Source organism: Chitinophaga sp. NPDC101104, from assembly GCF_050277495.1.
Lineage (GTDB): Bacteria > Bacteroidota > Bacteroidia > Chitinophagales > Chitinophagaceae > Chitinophaga.
The window spans coordinates 2,588,577-2,604,250 of sequence record NZ_JBNNSF010000001.1; the positions used below are offsets into that span (position 1 = coordinate 2,588,577).

Annotated in this window: 18 protein-coding genes; 11 read left to right on the top strand and 7 right to left on the bottom strand. The window is 56.3% G+C overall.

Annotated features, from left to right (window positions below; genetic code table 11):
• Positions 1–67 precede the first annotated feature (67 nt).
• Positions 68–661 (bottom strand): hypothetical protein, encoded by a 594-nt coding sequence (locus ACQKLP_RS10275; protein WP_427322584.1) that lies wholly within the window; start codon positions 659–661, stop codon positions 68–70.
• 181 nt (positions 662–842) lie between these two features.
• On the opposite strand from ACQKLP_RS10275, the gene ACQKLP_RS10280 reads away from it, so the two are divergent.
• Complete coding sequence (locus ACQKLP_RS10280) at positions 843–1,049, top strand: hypothetical protein (protein WP_341838964.1); 207 nt, start codon at positions 843–845, stop codon at positions 1,047–1,049.
• A gap of 158 nt (positions 1,050–1,207) precedes the next feature.
• On the opposite strand, the gene ACQKLP_RS10285 is transcribed toward ACQKLP_RS10280, so the two are convergent.
• The gene (locus ACQKLP_RS10285; RefSeq protein ID WP_427322587.1) at positions 1,208–1,828 is read right to left on the bottom strand and encodes a deoxynucleoside kinase; all 621 of its coding nucleotides are present in this window, start codon (positions 1,826–1,828) and stop codon (positions 1,208–1,210) included.
• Between the two features lie 3 nt (positions 1,829–1,831).
• On the bottom strand, positions 1,832–2,326 hold the full coding sequence (folK, locus tag ACQKLP_RS10290) for a 2-amino-4-hydroxy-6-hydroxymethyldihydropteridine diphosphokinase (RefSeq protein ID WP_427322589.1): 495 nt from the start codon (positions 2,324–2,326) through the stop codon (positions 1,832–1,834).
• 80 nt (positions 2,327–2,406) lie between these two features.
• Here folK and sppA point away from each other — a divergent pair, with 80 nt between their 5' ends.
• A complete protein-coding gene (gene sppA / locus ACQKLP_RS10295; RefSeq protein WP_427322591.1) occupies positions 2,407–4,164 on the top strand; it encodes a signal peptide peptidase SppA in 1,758 nt (585 codons plus the stop codon).
• 76 nt (positions 4,165–4,240) lie between these two features.
• Positions 4,241–5,026, top strand: a complete 786-nt coding sequence (locus ACQKLP_RS10300; RefSeq protein ID WP_427322593.1) for a hypothetical protein — start codon at positions 4,241–4,243, stop codon at positions 5,024–5,026.
• A 187-nt stretch (positions 5,027–5,213) separates the two neighbouring features.
• Here ACQKLP_RS10300 and ACQKLP_RS10305 read toward each other — a convergent pair whose 3' ends face one another.
• Positions 5,214–5,558, bottom strand: coding sequence for a hypothetical protein (locus ACQKLP_RS10305; protein ID WP_423735751.1), 345 nt, complete (start codon positions 5,556–5,558; stop codon positions 5,214–5,216).
• A 267-nt stretch (positions 5,559–5,825) separates the two neighbouring features.
• Here ACQKLP_RS10305 and ACQKLP_RS10310 point away from each other — a divergent pair, with 267 nt between their 5' ends.
• The 3 genes from ACQKLP_RS10310 (at position 5,826) to ACQKLP_RS10320 (ending at position 8,041) form a co-directional block, all read left to right on the top strand.
• A complete protein-coding gene (locus tag ACQKLP_RS10310; protein WP_427322595.1) occupies positions 5,826–6,902 on the top strand; it encodes an ABC transporter permease in 1,077 nt (358 codons plus the stop codon).
• A 27-nt stretch (positions 6,903–6,929) separates the two neighbouring features.
• Positions 6,930–7,475, top strand: a complete 546-nt coding sequence (locus tag ACQKLP_RS10315; RefSeq protein WP_341838971.1) for an SRPBCC family protein — start codon at positions 6,930–6,932, stop codon at positions 7,473–7,475.
• Between the two features lie 74 nt (positions 7,476–7,549).
• Positions 7,550–8,041 carry a DUF2911 domain-containing protein gene (locus ACQKLP_RS10320; RefSeq protein WP_427322597.1) on the top strand — a complete coding sequence of 164 codons (492 nt, stop codon included), beginning with the start codon at positions 7,550–7,552 and terminating at the stop codon, positions 8,039–8,041.
• A gap of 122 nt (positions 8,042–8,163) precedes the next feature.
• On the opposite strand, the gene bioA is transcribed toward ACQKLP_RS10320, so the two are convergent.
• Positions 8,164–9,444 carry an adenosylmethionine--8-amino-7-oxononanoate transaminase gene (gene bioA, locus ACQKLP_RS10325; RefSeq protein ID WP_427322599.1) on the bottom strand — a complete coding sequence of 427 codons (1,281 nt, stop codon included), beginning with the start codon at positions 9,442–9,444 and terminating at the stop codon, positions 8,164–8,166.
• A 190-nt stretch (positions 9,445–9,634) separates the two neighbouring features.
• Between bioA and ACQKLP_RS10330 the strand changes: the two genes are divergently transcribed.
• The 5 genes from ACQKLP_RS10330 to ACQKLP_RS10350 are packed head-to-tail and all read left to right on the top strand — an operon-like array spanning position 9,635 to position 12,173.
• Positions 9,635–9,934 (top strand): GNAT family N-acetyltransferase, encoded by a 300-nt coding sequence (locus tag ACQKLP_RS10330; protein ID WP_126246502.1) that lies wholly within the window; start codon positions 9,635–9,637, stop codon positions 9,932–9,934.
• Between the two features lie 22 nt (positions 9,935–9,956).
• Positions 9,957–10,328, top strand: a complete 372-nt coding sequence (locus tag ACQKLP_RS10335) for a hypothetical protein (RefSeq protein ID WP_341838974.1) — start codon at positions 9,957–9,959, stop codon at positions 10,326–10,328.
• 11 nt (positions 10,329–10,339) lie between these two features.
• Positions 10,340–10,570: a (4Fe-4S)-binding protein gene (locus ACQKLP_RS10340; RefSeq protein WP_427322602.1), complete on the top strand. Its 231-nt coding sequence runs from the start codon at positions 10,340–10,342 to the stop codon at positions 10,568–10,570.
• A 13-nt stretch (positions 10,571–10,583) separates the two neighbouring features.
• The gene (locus ACQKLP_RS10345) at positions 10,584–11,456 is read left to right on the top strand and encodes a pirin family protein (protein ID WP_427322604.1); all 873 of its coding nucleotides are present in this window, start codon (positions 10,584–10,586) and stop codon (positions 11,454–11,456) included.
• 9 nt (positions 11,457–11,465) lie between these two features.
• Entirely contained in the window at positions 11,466–12,173 is a 708-nt protein-coding gene (locus ACQKLP_RS10350; RefSeq protein WP_427322605.1) for a DNA alkylation repair protein, read from the top strand.
• 57 nt (positions 12,174–12,230) lie between these two features.
• Here the strand turns inward: ACQKLP_RS10350 and ACQKLP_RS10355 are convergent, their stop codons facing one another.
• Together ACQKLP_RS10355 and ACQKLP_RS10360 are read right to left on the bottom strand one after the other, a co-directional pair.
• Positions 12,231–13,553: a hypothetical protein gene (locus tag ACQKLP_RS10355; protein ID WP_427322607.1), complete on the bottom strand. Its 1,323-nt coding sequence runs from the start codon at positions 13,551–13,553 to the stop codon at positions 12,231–12,233.
• Positions 13,554–13,566: 13 nt separating this feature from the next.
• Positions 13,567–15,657, bottom strand: coding sequence for a hypothetical protein (locus ACQKLP_RS10360; RefSeq protein ID WP_427322609.1), 2,091 nt, complete (start codon positions 15,655–15,657; stop codon positions 13,567–13,569).
• Between the last annotated feature and the right edge of the window lie 17 nt (positions 15,658–15,674).

Consider the following 15,674-nt stretch of genomic DNA (forward strand, 5'->3'; position numbering starts at 1 on the left):
GTGGGGACCGGCGGGCCAAAATTAGCGTAAAACGTTCAATGGATGGGGGAGAAAAAAGGACAGGCGGTTAGAAAATGCCTGCTTTCACGCCCAGGGAGAACCCGGGGGCGCTGAGCTTCTCGTCGGTCGTATGCAGACCGCCCACACCGAACACCCTCCGGTACGAACCGCCCGCCACTACGCGGAGGTAATGGGTGACGTTCATTTCCAGCTGAACGAAGGGCTCGGCCACTACAACGGCGCTGGACCCATAAACATGATCGCGGCCTTTATCGAATTTTTCGCGTTCGGAAACCCCGCCGCCGCCGATGAGGGTGCCGGCCGACCAATGGAAAAGCTTGTCGGAGTTGTGCACGTATTCGACTACGGCGCCGGTGTACCAGAAATTGAGGACGGGCCGGTCGGGCGCTTCTACGCGGATGTTGTTGGCGAGGCTTTTGGCGCCGGCGCCGAGGAGCCACTTTTTGTTGAGGAAAACGCCTCCGTATGCGCCGGTGAGCACGGCAAAATCGCCATTCAGGGCGGAGATCGTGCCAAAACCGTGGCCGTATGCGCCGAACGATTTGGCTTTGGAGGTTTTGCCGGCCAGGGTTTCGATTTCCTGGGCGTTGGCGGCGGTGATGATGAACATCGAAGCGAAGAGTGTCAGCAGCTTTTTCATATTGTAAAGTTTTTTGTTTGCTGCTATTATGACGGACAAATCGCCCTTCCCCCCATAAGCCGGCAAAAAAATATTTTCTGAATGAAAATGAACAGCTGTTTTGGGGAATGAATAAAATGAACAGGATAATAAGGGGTAAATTGATTAACAAACCTTATTTACTTAACCTCACATTGTTATTATGGAAAACACCTACTTCGGCTGCGAGCCGCTCGAGGCACAAGACATGCAGAACATCCAGGGCGGTGCTTACGTGGCCAATCTTCTGACCCTCGTAAAAGGCGCATATTTCCTGACAAAAGGGTTCACACTTAATGTGCCCCTGGCAGGCCCCCTGGCTTTCGGACTGCTTACATCGTTCGTAGACCCCCTGGTAACAGCGGCATAATCACCACTGTAGCCACAAAAAATGACAGGCAATCTGCAGATGCAGGTTGCCTGTTTTGCTTATGATAACACTAACTATGGATTATTTCCCGTCTGCCCAAATAGGGCAGGGTATGAGCAAGTAACAACGGAAAAGGGAGGATTGTTGTCCGCCGGCGCCTACAGGTAATGGATACCCGGCGGATAGCTGTTGCCCAGCGCAGCGGTCAGCGCCCGGAAATCTTCGGGGCTCCGGAGGAAGTCCATCTTCGTCGTATCTACCATGAGCGTACGCATGGGATACTGGCGGAGGAACTGCATGTACATTTCCTGCACCCGCTCCAGGTAGCTGTTTTTGATCTGCTGCTCGTACGGCCGCCCGCGCTTGCGGATGTTGCGCTGCAACTGGTCTACCGGCGCGTTGAGGAAAATGAGGATATCGGGCTGGGGGAGTTGGGGATTGATGATGTCGAACAGCTTTTGATACAGCGAAAACTCGTCGGCCTCCAGGTTCATCTTGGCGAACAGCAGGCTTTTGATGAAAAGGTAATCGCTGATGGTCTGGGGCGAAAAAAGGTCCGGCCCCATCATGTCTTTCAATTGCTTGTACCGTTCGGCCATGAAGAACAGCTCCAGCGGAAAGGCGTACTGGGCGGGGTCTGCGTAAAACTTGGGCAGGAAAGGGTTGTCTGCGAACTCCTCCAGCACCAGGCGCGCACGGTAATGCTCGGCGAGCTGGTGCGCGAGGGTCGTTTTCCCCGAGCCGATGTTCCCTTCTATGGTAATGAACGGGTATTGCATGGGCTAATGTGGCGCGGTAGCGAGTTTCACGGCGGGCAGCGGGTCCGGGCAGGCCGCCAGCAGCTCGGCAACGGTCAGTTGCAGGATGGGGTGCACCTTATCCCCCGCGATCTCCGCCAGGGGCGCCAGCACGAAACGGCGGTTCTGGAGCTGGGGATGCGGTACTTTCAGTTGCGGCAGGGTGATGACATCGTTGTTGAAAAACAGCATGTCGATATCGATCACCCGCGCCCCCCATTTCAACCGTCGCACACGGCCGATACGGCGCTCGATGTCGAGCATGAGGCGCAGCAGCGAGGGCGCGTCGAGCCCGGTTTGCAGCTCCAGGGCCTGGTTCAGGTAGTCGGGCTGGGCAACGCCTCCCCAGGCAGCGGTTTCGTACAGCGCCGATTCGCGCACTACGGTCCCAGCCTCCGCCTGCAGGAGTTTCACCGCTTCCTGCAGGTTCGCGGAGCGGTCTCCCATGTTGCCACCTATCAGTAATATTGCAGTATTCATGAATTTGACGGCTCAAAAGTACCCATATTCCGTATTTTTGAGAAAATTAATATAGATTTCCGTCCAATAACCAGATACTCATGCGCAGTTTCCTCAAATTTTTCCTGGCATCCTTTGTAGCCCTTATCGTTTTCTCCATTATCTCCTTCTTTTTCATGCTGATGCTGCTCGCCCGCCTGGGCGCCGGCGCCCGCGAAAAAGTAGTGGTAGGGCCCAACGCCGTTGTAGTGGTAGACCTCAGCCAGCAATTCCATGAACTGCGGACCGACGATCCTTTCCGTAACCTCTTCGGCGGCGGCGCGGGCAACGCACCCGGGCTTTTCGATGCCGTGCGCGTCATCCGCGAAGCGGCAACAGACGGTAACGTGAAAGGCATTTACATCAAGGCCGATGGCAACAGTAACGGATATGCCGCCAGCGAAGAACTGCGCCGCGCCCTGGTGGCGTTCCGCAAAAGCGGCAAGTTCGTATATGCGTACGCGGACGGCCTCAGCCAGAACGCTTTCTACGTAGCTTCCGCCGCAGGCAAAATATATGTGCACCCGAAAGGCGCCGTCGATTTCACCGGCTTCTCCCTCACCACCACTTATATCAAAGGCCTGCTCGAAAAACTCGACATCGAACCGCAGATTTTCTATAACGGAAAATTCAAATCCGCTACGGAACCCCTCCGCGAATACAAAATGTCTGACGCCAACCGCGTGCAGACCACTTCCTTCCTCAACGAACTTTACGGCGATTTCCTCGTGCGCATTTCCGAAGCGCGGAAGATCGATACCGCCACGCTCCACCGCTACGCCAACGAAGCGCAGATTCTGGAGCCCTCCGACGCCCAGCGCCTCAAACTGATCGACGGGTTGCGGTACGACGATCAGGTGATGGACGAGATCAAGCGCAGCCTGTCCATCGGCGGCGACGAATCCGTGAATTTCATCAGCCTGAATAAATATGCCGTCGCCAATCGCTTGTACGAAGGCTACAGCGGCAACATCGCCCTCATTTACGCCGAAGGCGAGATCCGCTCCGGTACCGATATCGACGACGCCATCGCCGGCGACGATTACGTGAAAATGATCCGTGACGCACGGCAAGACAAAAGCATCCGCGCCATCGTGTTCCGCGTTAATTCTCCCGGCGGCAGCGCACTGGCGTCCGAAAGCATCTGGCGCGAACTGACGCTGGCGCGCAAATCCAAGCCCGTGATCGTTTCCATGGGCGATTATGCAGCCAGCGGCGGATATTACATTTCCTGCATGGCAGACAGCATTTTCGCAGAACATAACACCCTCACCGGCTCCATCGGCGTGTTTACGATATTGCCCAACATGAAAGGGTTTTTCAATAACAAGCTCGGCATTACGTTCGACGGCGTGAAAACCGGCGAATATGCTGATGCAGGCTCAACCGCCCGCCCGCTCACCGACAAGGAAAAAATGCTCATCCAGCGGGGAGTGGATTCCATCTACGCCACGTTCAAACAACGCGTGGTAGACGGCCGGAAACTGAGCGCGGCAGTGGTTGACAGCATTTCGCAGGGCCGCGTGTGGACCGGCAGCCAGGCGAAGCAACTGGGCCTGGTAGACCGTTTGGGCGGTGTGCAGGACGCGGTCGACTGCGCGGCGCGCATGGCCAACATTCCGGAAGTGGAACTGGTGACTTACCCCCGTCCGAAAGACACTATGGAAAAACTCGTCAAACTTTTCGGGCAGGAAATGAAAGCCAGCTTCATGAAAGAAGAACTGGGCCAGGATTACCGCATTTTCGAAACGATCAAAAAGGTACGCGCCATGCAAGGCGAAGCGCAGGCCCGCCTGCCGTACGAAATGGTGATCGATTGACCTGATCCCGGAAAAATACTGATATTGCGATGCCGTTCCCGAAAAGGAACGGCATTTCGCTTAAAAAACGACCCTTATGTACCGTTTGAAATCCATATTGCCCGCCATGATCGTTTGCGGGCTCGCGGCTTGCCAGTCGGGCGCCACGCAAAGTTCGCAAGACTCCACGCAGACCGCTTCCCCGGCCGACAGTTCCAGGCCCGATAGCCCTGCGCTTGTCCGCGACACGGCATTGGCGTCTGAGTTCGGTTTGCCCGACACGTTGACGATCGGCAATCAGTTATACCGCGTGGTGCCTTCTACCGAAGAGTTGTTCGAAAGCGCGCCGGAGTTCAGGCCCGACACGAGCGAAGCGAAAAACATCGCACCGCAAAAAGACCTCGTCCGCCGCGAAGGGAATAAGTTGTATATCAAACTGAAAAACGGATCAGAAAAGGATTTCCGCGACAATGCGGAGAGCGACGGGGAAGACCATGAAGTGCATATCTATAATGGTTACCTGCCGGCGATCGGGTGTTTCGTGATTTTCAGGTATGGATATGAAACGTACGATGTATTGCTGGTGGATGAAAAATCCGGCGAGGCAACGCCCATTATCGGCCTGCCGCAGGTATCGCCCGACGGCAAGCAACTGATCGCTTCCAACCTCGACCTCATGGCGGCGTTTACCTTTAACGGACTGGAATATTATACGATGAACGGCAAGGGACTGGAAAAGCAGTACGATTTCAGTCCTGAGAAATGGGGCCCGGAATCCATCAAGTGGCTCGACGCCAATGTATTGGTGGGTAAATTCGGCGTGTTGACGAAAGACAATGATCTGATTTATCATTATGTCCGCCTGGAGCCGGTAAGGAAATAGGGTTCCCCAAGGCCGGTCCCCGGGGCGGGGAAGCCACACGCATAGGCGGAATGCGCCCGGTATGGAGGCCCCGTCCCCGGTGCGAAAAGCGATGCTTTCATGGCCGGACCGGAAACTGCCGGCTTATCAGATTGCAGCCATATATCGCCGGCATCAGTTGGCGGTTATTTCCTTTCGGGAAGCGCGGTCAGCCCTCTTCGGTGTACACGGGGTCGCGTTCTTCGGGGGTGAGGCGGATCACGTTGTTGTGATTTTCATCAACGATTTTCTGGGCTTGCATGCGGAGGCGGCGGAGCCCGTCGGCCAGGGCTTCCATGGATTTTTCGGCGGCTTCCGCGATCTCGTTGTGGTGGCGGATAACGTTGCTCAGTCTTTTGATGTGCTCATTGATCACATTGCAGATGATCTGAGATCCGCTGAAGGGGTCGAAATCCTGGAGACGTTGCAGGATGTCGTCGTAACAGCGGCACATCTGTTCTACGGCTGGTGAAGGGGCGGCAGCAGCGGCTGCCTGCACTTTTTTCTCTGCCATACAGGTTGGATTTTAGGGCGCCTTTTCGGCATGATTGGTTGATCAAAAACGCGGTTTATGACTCTCGTCCTGGCCTGCAACTTAAGAAAAGACCGCCGCCCGGCGCTTTCAAAAATTGTTAACCGGGCGTTATTGGTGGGTTAAAGCCCAGCAAACGGCTCCTGGAGCGGCCCTTCAGATTTCAGGGGATAATTGACCGTTGTTTGCTAGTTTTGCCCCTTGTTAAAGATTAATAGCATGGCGTCAGCATACAATCAGCGGAAGGCAATGTGGGCAATTACGAAGGCGAGCATCCGGGCTATGTTCCGTAGCCCTTCGGCAGTGGTTTTCAGTCTCGCATTCCCGCTGGTCTTCATTTTGGTGTTCGGTTTCATCGGCGGAAGGTCGGGCTCGGTAAAAGTGGGGATCGATAAACGGTCAGACACTACCAGTCAGATGTACCAACGCCTCGCCGCCGCGCCTAACCTTAAACTGGTGACAGACGAGCCGCAGGCGGATATGGAAGACGACCTCCGCAAAGGCCGTCTCACGGCCATTCTCCGCATCGAGAAAGGGGCGGGGGCGGATAGTGCGGCGCCGCAGCTGAAGCTGCATGTCAAAACATCCACCGCCACCAGTCCGGACAACAAAGCGCAACTCATCAACGTGCTCCAGATGGGCATCAACGCGGCCAACGACGTTGTGTACCCGCGCCCGTCCGTAGCGGAGATCATTCCCGAAACGGTGCCTGGCCGTCAATACAAGCCGATCGACTTCATCCTGCCCGGCCAGCTGGGCTTTTCGCTGCTGAGCGCCGCCGTTTTCGGGACGGCGTTCCTCTTTTTCAGCTTGCGGCAAACGCTGGTGCTGAAGCGTTTTTTCGCCACGCCCATCCACCGCATGTACATCATTCTCGGCGAAGCCATCAGCCGGCTGCTGTTCCAGTCTTTCGGCTCCATCGTGATCATCGGGCTGGGGTATTTCGCGTTCGGGTTTACGCTGGTGAACGGGTTCGTGACTTTCCTCGAAATGCTCGTCCTTTGCCTGTTCGGGCTCATCGTGTTCATGGGCTTCGGTTTCGTGGTGAGCGGCATCGCCAAATCGGAAAGTACCATCCCGCCGATGGCCAACATCGTGACATTGCCGCAGTTCCTGCTGGCCGGCACGTTCTTTTCGGTGGATGTGTTCCCCGCCTGGCTGCAGCCCATCTGCAAGATCATGCCGCTGACTTACCTGAACGATGCCTTGCGGAAGATCGCTTTTGAAGGGATGCACCTGTGGGACCTGGGCCCGCAATTGCTGGTGCTCACCATCTGGGGCGTGGTGGTGTACGGCGTGGCCGTGAAAGTGTTCCGTTGGGAATAAAATCTAACAACCGTAATCAAACCTGAAATGAGATTATTTAAATTCTTCCTGATCTCCGTGGCCATTCTCGGCGCGCTGATCTTCCTGCTGTCGCTGGCGTTCCCGTCTACCGCGCTGCTGGAACGCTCCGGCGCCATCGAAGCGCCGGCAGACAAGGTGTACACGTATCTGACCGACCTGAAAACCTGGAAAAACTGGAACCCCTGGCACCCGGAGTTCAGTCTGAAACCCGGCGTTTCCGTGAATTACGGCCCGGTAACGGCCGGAGAAGGCGCGTCTTACACCTGGGCGGTGCCCGGGAGCAACGAGCCCGGCCGCGTCCGGATCACTGAAGTGGTACCCGGCAAAAGCGTGACCTACATCATGATACATCCGGATATGAAGCATATTACCGCGCATTTCGACCTCAAACCTACGGCCGACGGGCAGGGCACGGCCATCCTCTGGCGGTTCGAAGCGCATGTGGGCATGGCGCCCTGGTGGAAGCTCCGCGGGTTCATGATGGACAGGATGTTCGGTTCTACGATGGAAGACGGGCTGAACCACCTCAAAAGCCTCGCCGAAGCTCCTTGATTTTTTTATGTTGAACGGTTTGGAAATCTTCCGTTTTCCGGCGTAATTTCCGTGTTCATTCAAATCCTATTTTTATGAAAAGCATGTTAATGGGCCTCGCCCTTCTTTTCTCCGCAACAGCAGTATTAGCGCAAGATCCGCCGAAAAGCCCGCTGGTATCAGCGTCTGGCGACAATGTCGAAATTTCCTACAGCCAGCCCTCCAAAAGAGGCCGCGTGATCTTCGGCGAGCTGGTCCCGTACGATAAAGTATGGCGCGCAGGGGCCAATATGTCAACCGATATTACTTTCAAGAAAGATGTAACGTTCGGCGGCCAGAAAGTGAAAGCAGGTTCTTATGCCCTGTTCATCATCCCCACTGCAAAGGAATTCACGGTAATCCTGAACTCGCAGACCAAGCAGATGGGCTCCTCCCAGTACGAAGCCAACAAAAGCAAGAATGTAGCCGAAGTCAAAGTTCCCCGTCAGAAAACGGCTTCCACCGTTGAAAAACTGACGTATTCCTTCCCGAAAGGCAATCTGCAGATGGAGTGGGACGATACCAAGATTACTGTTCCGGTAAAATAATTACCGCACCGTCAACACAGCTAACGCATTTTTACGCCCTCCCGCAAAACGGGAGGGTTTTTTCTTGCAGAAAAGAAAAAATCCGCCCCGGAAAGGGAGCGGATTTTTTTATGGATGGAGGTTTACCGTTTGCCGTATTCCTCCAGCATATCTAGAATACAATCGTAAACGGTGGTCAGTTGTTCGTCGGTAATGACGTACGGGGGAAGGATGTACAGCGTGTTGCCGAGCGGGCGGAGCATGACGCGTTTTTCGCGGAAGAAGCGGTGCAGGAAATCCGCCAGGTTGTTGACGTAGCTGTCTGCCTCGCCGGTATTCACTTCGAAGGCGAGGATGGTGCCGGTTTGCCGCACGTTTTTCACGCGTGGATGCTGGCGGAGGGTTTCCCCGAACGCCTGGTGCCGCGCCGCGATCCGGCGGCGGTTTTGCGCGCAGGCGGGGTCGAGGAACAATTCCAGGCTGGCCAGCGCCGCCGCGCAGGTGAACGGGTTGGCGGTGTAGGAGTGGCCATGGAAGAGGGTTTTGAGCTTGTCGTTGCTGAGGAACGCTTCGTAGATCGCTTCGGTACAGGTGGTAACGCCCATGGCCATCGTGCCGCCGGTCAAACCCTTCGACAAGGTGATCATATCCGGCGGTGTGCCGAGCTGCTCCATGGCGAAGTTGGTGCCCGTCCGGCCGAAGCCCGTCATCACTTCATCGGCGATCAGCAGGATGCCCTTGCTGCGGCAATGCGCCAGCAAAGTATCGAATGCCTGGATATCGTACATGATCATGCCGCCGGAACCCAATACCAGCGGTTCGAAGATGAATGCGCCGGTGTCTGCGGCGATATCGTCGATCTGCGAGAGCAATGCCGGCAGGTTTTCGGCGGTGGGCAGGTCGAGGAAGGTGACTTCGAAAAGGTAATCATCGAACGCCCGGGTAAACACGCTGCGTGCCGACACGCTCATCGCGCCGAACGTATCGCCGTGATAGGCGTCGTGGAAGGCGAGGAGTTTGCGGCGGGGGGTGCCTTTGTTCTGCCAGTACTGGATCGTCATTTTCAGCGCTACTTCCACGGCGGTGGAGCCGTTATCGGAATAGAACACCCGCGCCTGGGCGCCCGGCAATACCGGCAGGAGCTGCTCTGCCAGCGAAACGGCCGGCTCGTGGGTATACCCCGCGAAAATGGCGTGATGCAGTACCGCGGCCTGTTCGGCCAGCCGCTTCGTGATATGCGGATGGGCGTGGCCGTGGATGTTGACCCACCAGCTGGAGGTGGCGTCTATATAGGTTTTGCCGTGCTCGTCGGTCAACAGGGCGCCTTCGCCCTTTACAATGCCTATCGGTGCGGGGGCCGTCTGCATCTGGGTGTAGGGATGCCAGATCACGGCCTGGTCGCGCTCGCTTAAACTCTTTTGCATGCCGCAAATGTACTCCATCGTCCGTACAACGGAAATAACGATATCACATATTCATGTTTCCCCTAATTCAATTGCCGAGCCAACCAATTGCCTACCTTTGTGTTGTATTTAGATGGCATGGTTTTGGCCATCCTCCGTTGTTGAATAACCATATCCGGATAATTTACGATTAGAACCCAAAAGCTACATTATGGAAGGAAAGCTCCTCGAGATCAGGGACAATGAAAACGCGAAACAATTCGAGACGCGGGTAAACGGGCACCTCGCCAAGATCGAGTACATGGAAGGCGGCAACCGTATCTTCCTGACCCACACCGAAGTAGCGCCGCAGCTCGAAGGCCAGGGAGTTGCCGCACTGCTGGTAGAGCGCGTTTTATCCATCATCGACGAGCGGGGCCAGAAAATCGTGCCCCTATGCCCATACGTAGCCACTTACATCCGCAAACACCCGGAATGGAAAAAACTCCTGGCACACGGGATCAACGTCTGAACACTCAATTAATCTTTGAAATATGCCCTTGACCAATTTTGACAAGCTCCATCACCAACACCAGGAATGGAAAAAAGATCTGCTGCTGAACGAAAAGGAAATCAAATCCCTGCGCGACGAGCTCGTTGAGCTCGCCAACGGCCGCTTCGACCACGACGCCGCCGCCAAAGTGGAACATTTCCAGAACGCCCTCATCCGCCAGAAGGAAGTCGTGAACGAGCTCCTCCAGCAAGTGATCCAGGGAGATAAAATGATGTCCGAAGCCCAGGGCGACGATGCGCAGCTGCACATGCTGCACAACAAGCTGCAAGACGATGTGGAAACCTTCAACCGCCTGTTCATCGAACTGCGCGAAGAATTCAAACACTTCAAGCAGCAATTGCGCGAATCCTAAATTTTCCCCGCATGGAAATGAAAAATGAATATACCAATGGCGAAGTAACGGTTGTATGGCAACCGCGCATTTGCCGCCACACGGGCATCTGCGCACGCGGACTGCCCGCGGTATTCCAGCCGAAGGAAAGGCCCTGGATCAAGATGGACGGCGCTACGACCGATGCGATCATTTCCCAGGTAAAGCTTTGCCCTTCCGGCGCGCTTAGTTTTTACATGAACGCAGACAAACCGAAAGATTAGCCAGACGAAACGTATGCAGCAATACCGCAGCGTGCAGCATGTGCTGTACGCAGACCTGAAAGACATGGGCGATATGCCCGTACGGCAGCCGTTCCCTTCCGTTCATGCCGACCGGATCGATCCCTTCCTGCTTCTCCATCATATCGACGTACGGGTGCCCGACTACCTTCCGCCGCGCCAGGCAGGCGTGGGGCCGCACCCGCACCGGGGATTTTCGCCGGTCACGTTTATTTTCAAAGGCGGCGTCCATCATCGCGACAGCCGGGGCAACAACTCGATCGTTCGCGCAGGCGGCACCCAATGGATGCATGCAGGCATGGGGATCGTGCACTCCGAGCGCCCGCCCGACGATATCCACGATACCGGCGGCGAACAGGAAATGATACAGATCTGGGTGAACTCGCCTTCCGGCCGGAAGATGGACCAGCCTTCGTATTTCCCTTTGCATGGCGTGGATACGCCAACGGTTACCAGCGACGACGGGCTCGTGACCATTTCCGTGGTGGCGGGCGAACTGATGGGCGTGAAAGGCCCGGTGCCCACGCTGACGCCCGTCAATACCTTTACCGCGCATTTCCGTAAGGGCGGCCATTATTACATTCCATTGCCGGAAACGCACAACGCATTCGTGTATTTGCTGGACGGTGAAGTGAAGATCACCGGCGCCAGCGTCTACACCGGTTACCATTGCCTCGTTTTCCGGCAAGACGGGAAGGGGATCGGGATCACGGCGGAAGAAGATACGCGCCTGTTCATCGCTTCCGGCGAACCGATCGGGGAGAAGATCGCGGCCAACGGGCCGTTCGTCATGAACACCGAAACGGAAGTGCTCCAGGCGATGCGCGATTACCAGATGGGGAAAATGGGTATATTGATCGAAGAATAAACCCTGACCATGACACTCGCAGAAACCATGGCGGCCATCGCCGCCGCAGGAACGGCCCAGACGAAGAAAACGCTCATGAACCACGGCGGCCGGGAACCCATTTCCGGCGTGAAAGTCTCCGACCTGAAGGTGATCCTCAAACAGATCCGCAAAGACCAGGCCCTCGCCCTGGCGCTCTACGATACCGGGCATTACGACGCGCAATACCTGGCCGGCCTCGCTGCCAACGGCGCCCTCATGACGCCCGCGCAGCTCCGCCACTGGGCCGAAACGCCCAATGCCGGCGTTATCAGCGAATACACGGTGCCCTGGGTCACGGCCGAACATCCGGATGCCTGGGACATCGCGCTGTCGTGGATCGACGATCCTGCCCCGGAAATCGCCGTCAGCGGATGGGCGACGCTCGGCGGACTGCTTTCCCTGCTCCCCGACGAGCAGATCGACGTGCACAAAGTGCTGGCCCTGCTCAAACGTGTAGAAAAAGAAATACATGGTGCGCCCAACCGTGTGCGCTACGTGATGAACGGGTTCGTCATCGGCGCGGGAACGTACGTGGATCCCGCGCACGCCGCCGCAGTGGCCGCGGCCCGTAACATCGGGACGGTAACGGTGAACATGGGGAACACGGCCTGCAAAGTGCCCGAAGCCGAAGGGTACATCGCAGCATCGCGCGGGAGGCCGGGCGGGGCGAAGAAAAAGAAAACGCTCAAGTGTTAAATAGCAAAGCCGCGCAAAAAGCGCGGCTTTCTTTTTCGAAAAACCAACCCTTCCGGATCAGTTTTTCTGCAACCATACCTCGTAAATCGTGCTACTGGCGCTGGTCGGGTTGAAGCCGTTGCTTTGCGGGGCGGTGGCTTCGATCCCGCCATACATCCATCCGATCAGATTATTACCGGCCGGTAATTTCGCGTAATCGATCACTTCTCCCGATTTGTCGATCAGCGAAATAGCCGGGTTCAGGATGAAAGCCGCATTGGCCCCGATGTAGCCGGGGAGGGTAACATTTTTCTGTGGATATTCCTGCGTGCCGTTCATAGACCGTACGATCGTAGATACACGGTTGAACCAGGGCATGAAATTCGACGCGTTGCCCGGTACTTCGTTCCCGCTGTCGTCGATATACCAGTCCGTAATACCGCCGATGAACGACACGTAAGCTTCACCGGTGGAAGTATTATACGCGGATACAGCGGCGCAATCGTACATGCAGAACCGTTGCCTGAAATTCGTATCGATCTGTGCGAGGGTATTAAAACCCATATCCTCGAAATACACGGGGTTGATGAACGGCCCGCCCTGGTTGTTGAACACGCCGCCGAACACCGCCACGCCCACGTTTCGGTTGGCGGGCATCACCATCTTCACGGAGGGATAGTCGCGGCGGTGGAACTGGTTGGCGCCATTGTACTGTTCGTTGGTCGTGACCACGCTATAATTAGTGATCGCCGGGGTTGAACCGCTGTTGTCGATCTTGAACCGCGCGATCTGCTCGGTATATTTCCCCGTCACCCCGCCGGAATATTTCCCGGTATAATTCTGCCCCATCACGAGGTGGAACCAGTCGTTCAGCTTCACGAGATATCCGCCGGTAACGGCCATGCGGCTGTCTGTCGTGGTTTTGATGTAATTGTTGAGCGCATAACCGTTCTGGACGGCGGTGATGGTCCGCTGCACATCGATGGCGGTCAATTGCGGGAAAGTCTGGTAACAATCGTCGTTCGCGCATCCGGCACCATATCCGCCGATCAGGTACAGCGTATTCCCGTCCTGGAAAAAGGCGATGTTGGTGGAACTGAGCTGATATTGCAGATTCGCCGGGATAGCGGCTTTCCACGATTTATTGGAGGCAACGTCTATCACCCAGATCGATGTGTTGGATGCGGAAGCGGGAAAGGTGGACCCGGAGCCCGCGGTGCCGTGGAACCCGTTGGTGCGGCCGCCTATGAGCAGCCAATAGCTGCCTGATGTGGCGATACAATATGATTGGAGCGCCGGCGCCGGCTGGTTCGCGGCTTTGTTCAGCGTGATGGTGTAAGGCGCCTGCGCGGCGGCGGACAAGCATCCGCATAGCAACAGGCCGAAAAGGAGGTGTTTCATGGATGTGTGTTTTTTAGGGGTTGATGATTTTGAGGCACCAGGCGGTGAGCAATTTGCGGCGGGAATCGGACAGGTCACGGGTACGGGGCATGGCCACGGAATTCGCCCATTGCGCAAGGCTGATCCTGTCCATGAGTGCGCGTGCCATCACGGGGTCTTTCCAGATGTTGGGATCGTTGAGCTTCACCACCTGGCTCATGGCCGGATAGAGGAGGTAATAGTTCCGGAGCACTTTGCTGTACACCACGTCCCAGGTGAGCTTGTCGTTGCCGGTGGGTTGCGGCGAACCGGGGTCTTTGTAGTATTGCGAATAATCTTCGTCGTTCGGCAACACCCGTACGTTGATGATGGAACCGGTCAGGGGATTGAACTCCGCGTAGCAGGATGGCGGCGGGTTATCGCTCGTGGTGCAGGTGATGAGGACGTTCCCCTTTTTGCTCACCGGCAGCGCAATGGGATCGCCGAGGTTGTAATTGTCCTGCAGTTTGACGGCGTTGCCCGGCGCCTGGTTGGGCGTGGTGTCGTAATACCAGAGCTGGTAATTGTATCCGCCATTGTTCGTGAGCTTTTCCCCGTTTTTATACCCGATAAACGAAATCGGCACCGTTCCCGGGCCATAGTCGCGGAACTGCGTGGTGGTGGCGTTGGGATTGGCCGTATTCTGTTCCGCATACACACCGGAGGTTTCGGAAAACAGGAACAGCGGCTTTTCCACGTGGATCACCTGGCTGATGCCCATCGGCCCCGTGCAATACAGGAAGAATGGCTGGCCTTCCCGCACGCGGGCATTGATGAAAGCGTTCCAGCCGAAGTCGAAAATCCAGCCGTTGGCGTCGTTGGCCTTTACGTCCATATAATTGATCTGGCCAAGGGTAAAGTTGTTGGGCGACTGCGGATTGGCAGGATCGCCGATCATAAGCGAAATAGCGCCCAGATCGAATTTGGGGTTGTTCCCGGTGACCATCGGATCGTAATTGCCCATGTACAGATCGGGCAGCACGGGAGAAAGATCGAGGGAAATCTGCGGGGAGATTTTGTAGATGCTGTCGTCTGTACGGTAATACAGTATAGCCGGTGGCATCTGCATTTTGGGAGCGCCCATGGTATTGCCTTTCCAGCCGATCGGCCAGGGGAAGGTTTGCGGCTCGAGGTAGCGGCCCGTGGTCTGGGAGGTGGCGTCGCCTTCGAACCAGGGTGCAACCGTTCCCTGGATCTCCAGGAAATCGGAATTGGTGCCCTGTACGGCATACAGGGCGTTCATCTGGTCGATGTAGGCCTGGCCTTTGTATTTGAAGACGTTGATTTTCTGTAGCGGCCGGTACACCGTAAACCGGCAGACGATGCCTGCCAGCGGTTTTTTGGCCGCGGTGGGGGAGTTGGACGGCATGCCCTGGAGGATCGGCTGGCCGGTGAGCTCGCTGAGGGGGATCACGCATTGGAACATGGCCGCCGCGCCGTTGGGGCCCGTCAGCGCGCCGTTCTTGAAAAAGTTGATCCAGCGCGTCATCGCTTTGGAAGGTTTTCCCATGAACAACGCCGTATCACCGGCAATGAGACTGAGGAAATCGGTGTAAAGCTGGGTGTTGGTAGGGTCTTCCGGGTTGATGTCGATCACCATGCCGGTGCTTCTCCCGTTGGGGCCGGAGCGGTTGAGGAACGACAGCTGGGCAACGGAGATCTGGCTTTTCAGGGCGGGCGACATAATGTTGTTCGGGTCGTTGATGCCGGTCACGTTCACGCCGATCATATCCAGTCCCATATCGCCGTAATAGTTCCATTCTCCCGGGAAAATGGTGTCGTTGACGGTGAATTCCGCGGCAGGGGCGGGCCTTTCGCCTTCGAACCGCCTGGCTGTTGTGGCGCAGGGATTGGCAGGTGGGGGATTGTAGACGCCGAGCGGCGTGATGGCCCAGTTCACCCAGGCATCGTCGGTCATGCCGTAAGTCATGGGTTGAACGCTGGCGGAGTCGGCAAGGCGGACGGGTTGCCCGGCATAAGGGCCGGAGGCGAACTGCTCGCCGGAGTAATCGTCATTATTCGCAGTGCCTACATTGATGGAAATCAGGCCCTTGAAATTGATCCTGGGGTAATCGAAAATAGACATTGGGGGTAGGTGTATTA

Excerpts from the sequence above, each read along its gene's own strand:
- ACQKLP_RS10275 (WP_427322584.1), bottom strand. The coding sequence starts at position 661 with ATGAAAAAGCTGCTGACACTCTTCGCTTCGATGTTCATCATCACCGCC.
- ACQKLP_RS10315 (WP_341838971.1), top strand. The coding sequence starts at position 6,930 with ATGAGATTATTTAAATTCTTCCTGATCTCCGTGGCCATTCTCGGCGCG.
- bioA (WP_427322599.1), bottom strand. The coding sequence starts at position 9,444 with ATGCAAAAGAGTTTAAGCGAGCGCGACCAGGCCGTGATCTGGCATCCC.
- ACQKLP_RS10360 (WP_427322609.1), bottom strand. The coding sequence starts at position 15,657 with ATGTCTATTTTCGATTACCCCAGGATCAATTTCAAGGGCCTGATTTCC.
- ACQKLP_RS10320 (WP_427322597.1), top strand. The coding sequence starts at position 7,550 with ATGAAAAGCATGTTAATGGGCCTCGCCCTTCTTTTCTCCGCAACAGCA.
- ACQKLP_RS10310 (WP_427322595.1), top strand. The coding sequence starts at position 5,826 with ATGTGGGCAATTACGAAGGCGAGCATCCGGGCTATGTTCCGTAGCCCT.
- folK (WP_427322589.1), bottom strand. The coding sequence starts at position 2,326 with ATGAATACTGCAATATTACTGATAGGTGGCAACATGGGAGACCGCTCC.
- ACQKLP_RS10350 (WP_427322605.1), top strand. The coding sequence starts at position 11,466 with ATGACACTCGCAGAAACCATGGCGGCCATCGCCGCCGCAGGAACGGCC.
- ACQKLP_RS10285 (WP_427322587.1), bottom strand. The coding sequence starts at position 1,828 with ATGCAATACCCGTTCATTACCATAGAAGGGAACATCGGCTCGGGGAAA.
- ACQKLP_RS10300 (WP_427322593.1), top strand. The coding sequence starts at position 4,241 with ATGTACCGTTTGAAATCCATATTGCCCGCCATGATCGTTTGCGGGCTC.
- ACQKLP_RS10330 (WP_126246502.1), top strand. The coding sequence starts at position 9,635 with ATGGAAGGAAAGCTCCTCGAGATCAGGGACAATGAAAACGCGAAACAA.
- sppA (WP_427322591.1), top strand. The coding sequence starts at position 2,407 with ATGCGCAGTTTCCTCAAATTTTTCCTGGCATCCTTTGTAGCCCTTATC.
- ACQKLP_RS10340 (WP_427322602.1), top strand. The coding sequence starts at position 10,340 with ATGGAAATGAAAAATGAATATACCAATGGCGAAGTAACGGTTGTATGG.
- ACQKLP_RS10305 (WP_423735751.1), bottom strand. The coding sequence starts at position 5,558 with ATGGCAGAGAAAAAAGTGCAGGCAGCCGCTGCTGCCGCCCCTTCACCA.
- ACQKLP_RS10280 (WP_341838964.1), top strand. The coding sequence starts at position 843 with ATGGAAAACACCTACTTCGGCTGCGAGCCGCTCGAGGCACAAGACATG.
- ACQKLP_RS10335 (WP_341838974.1), top strand. The coding sequence starts at position 9,957 with ATGCCCTTGACCAATTTTGACAAGCTCCATCACCAACACCAGGAATGG.
- ACQKLP_RS10345 (WP_427322604.1), top strand. The coding sequence starts at position 10,584 with ATGCAGCAATACCGCAGCGTGCAGCATGTGCTGTACGCAGACCTGAAA.
- ACQKLP_RS10355 (WP_427322607.1), bottom strand. The coding sequence starts at position 13,553 with ATGAAACACCTCCTTTTCGGCCTGTTGCTATGCGGATGCTTGTCCGCC.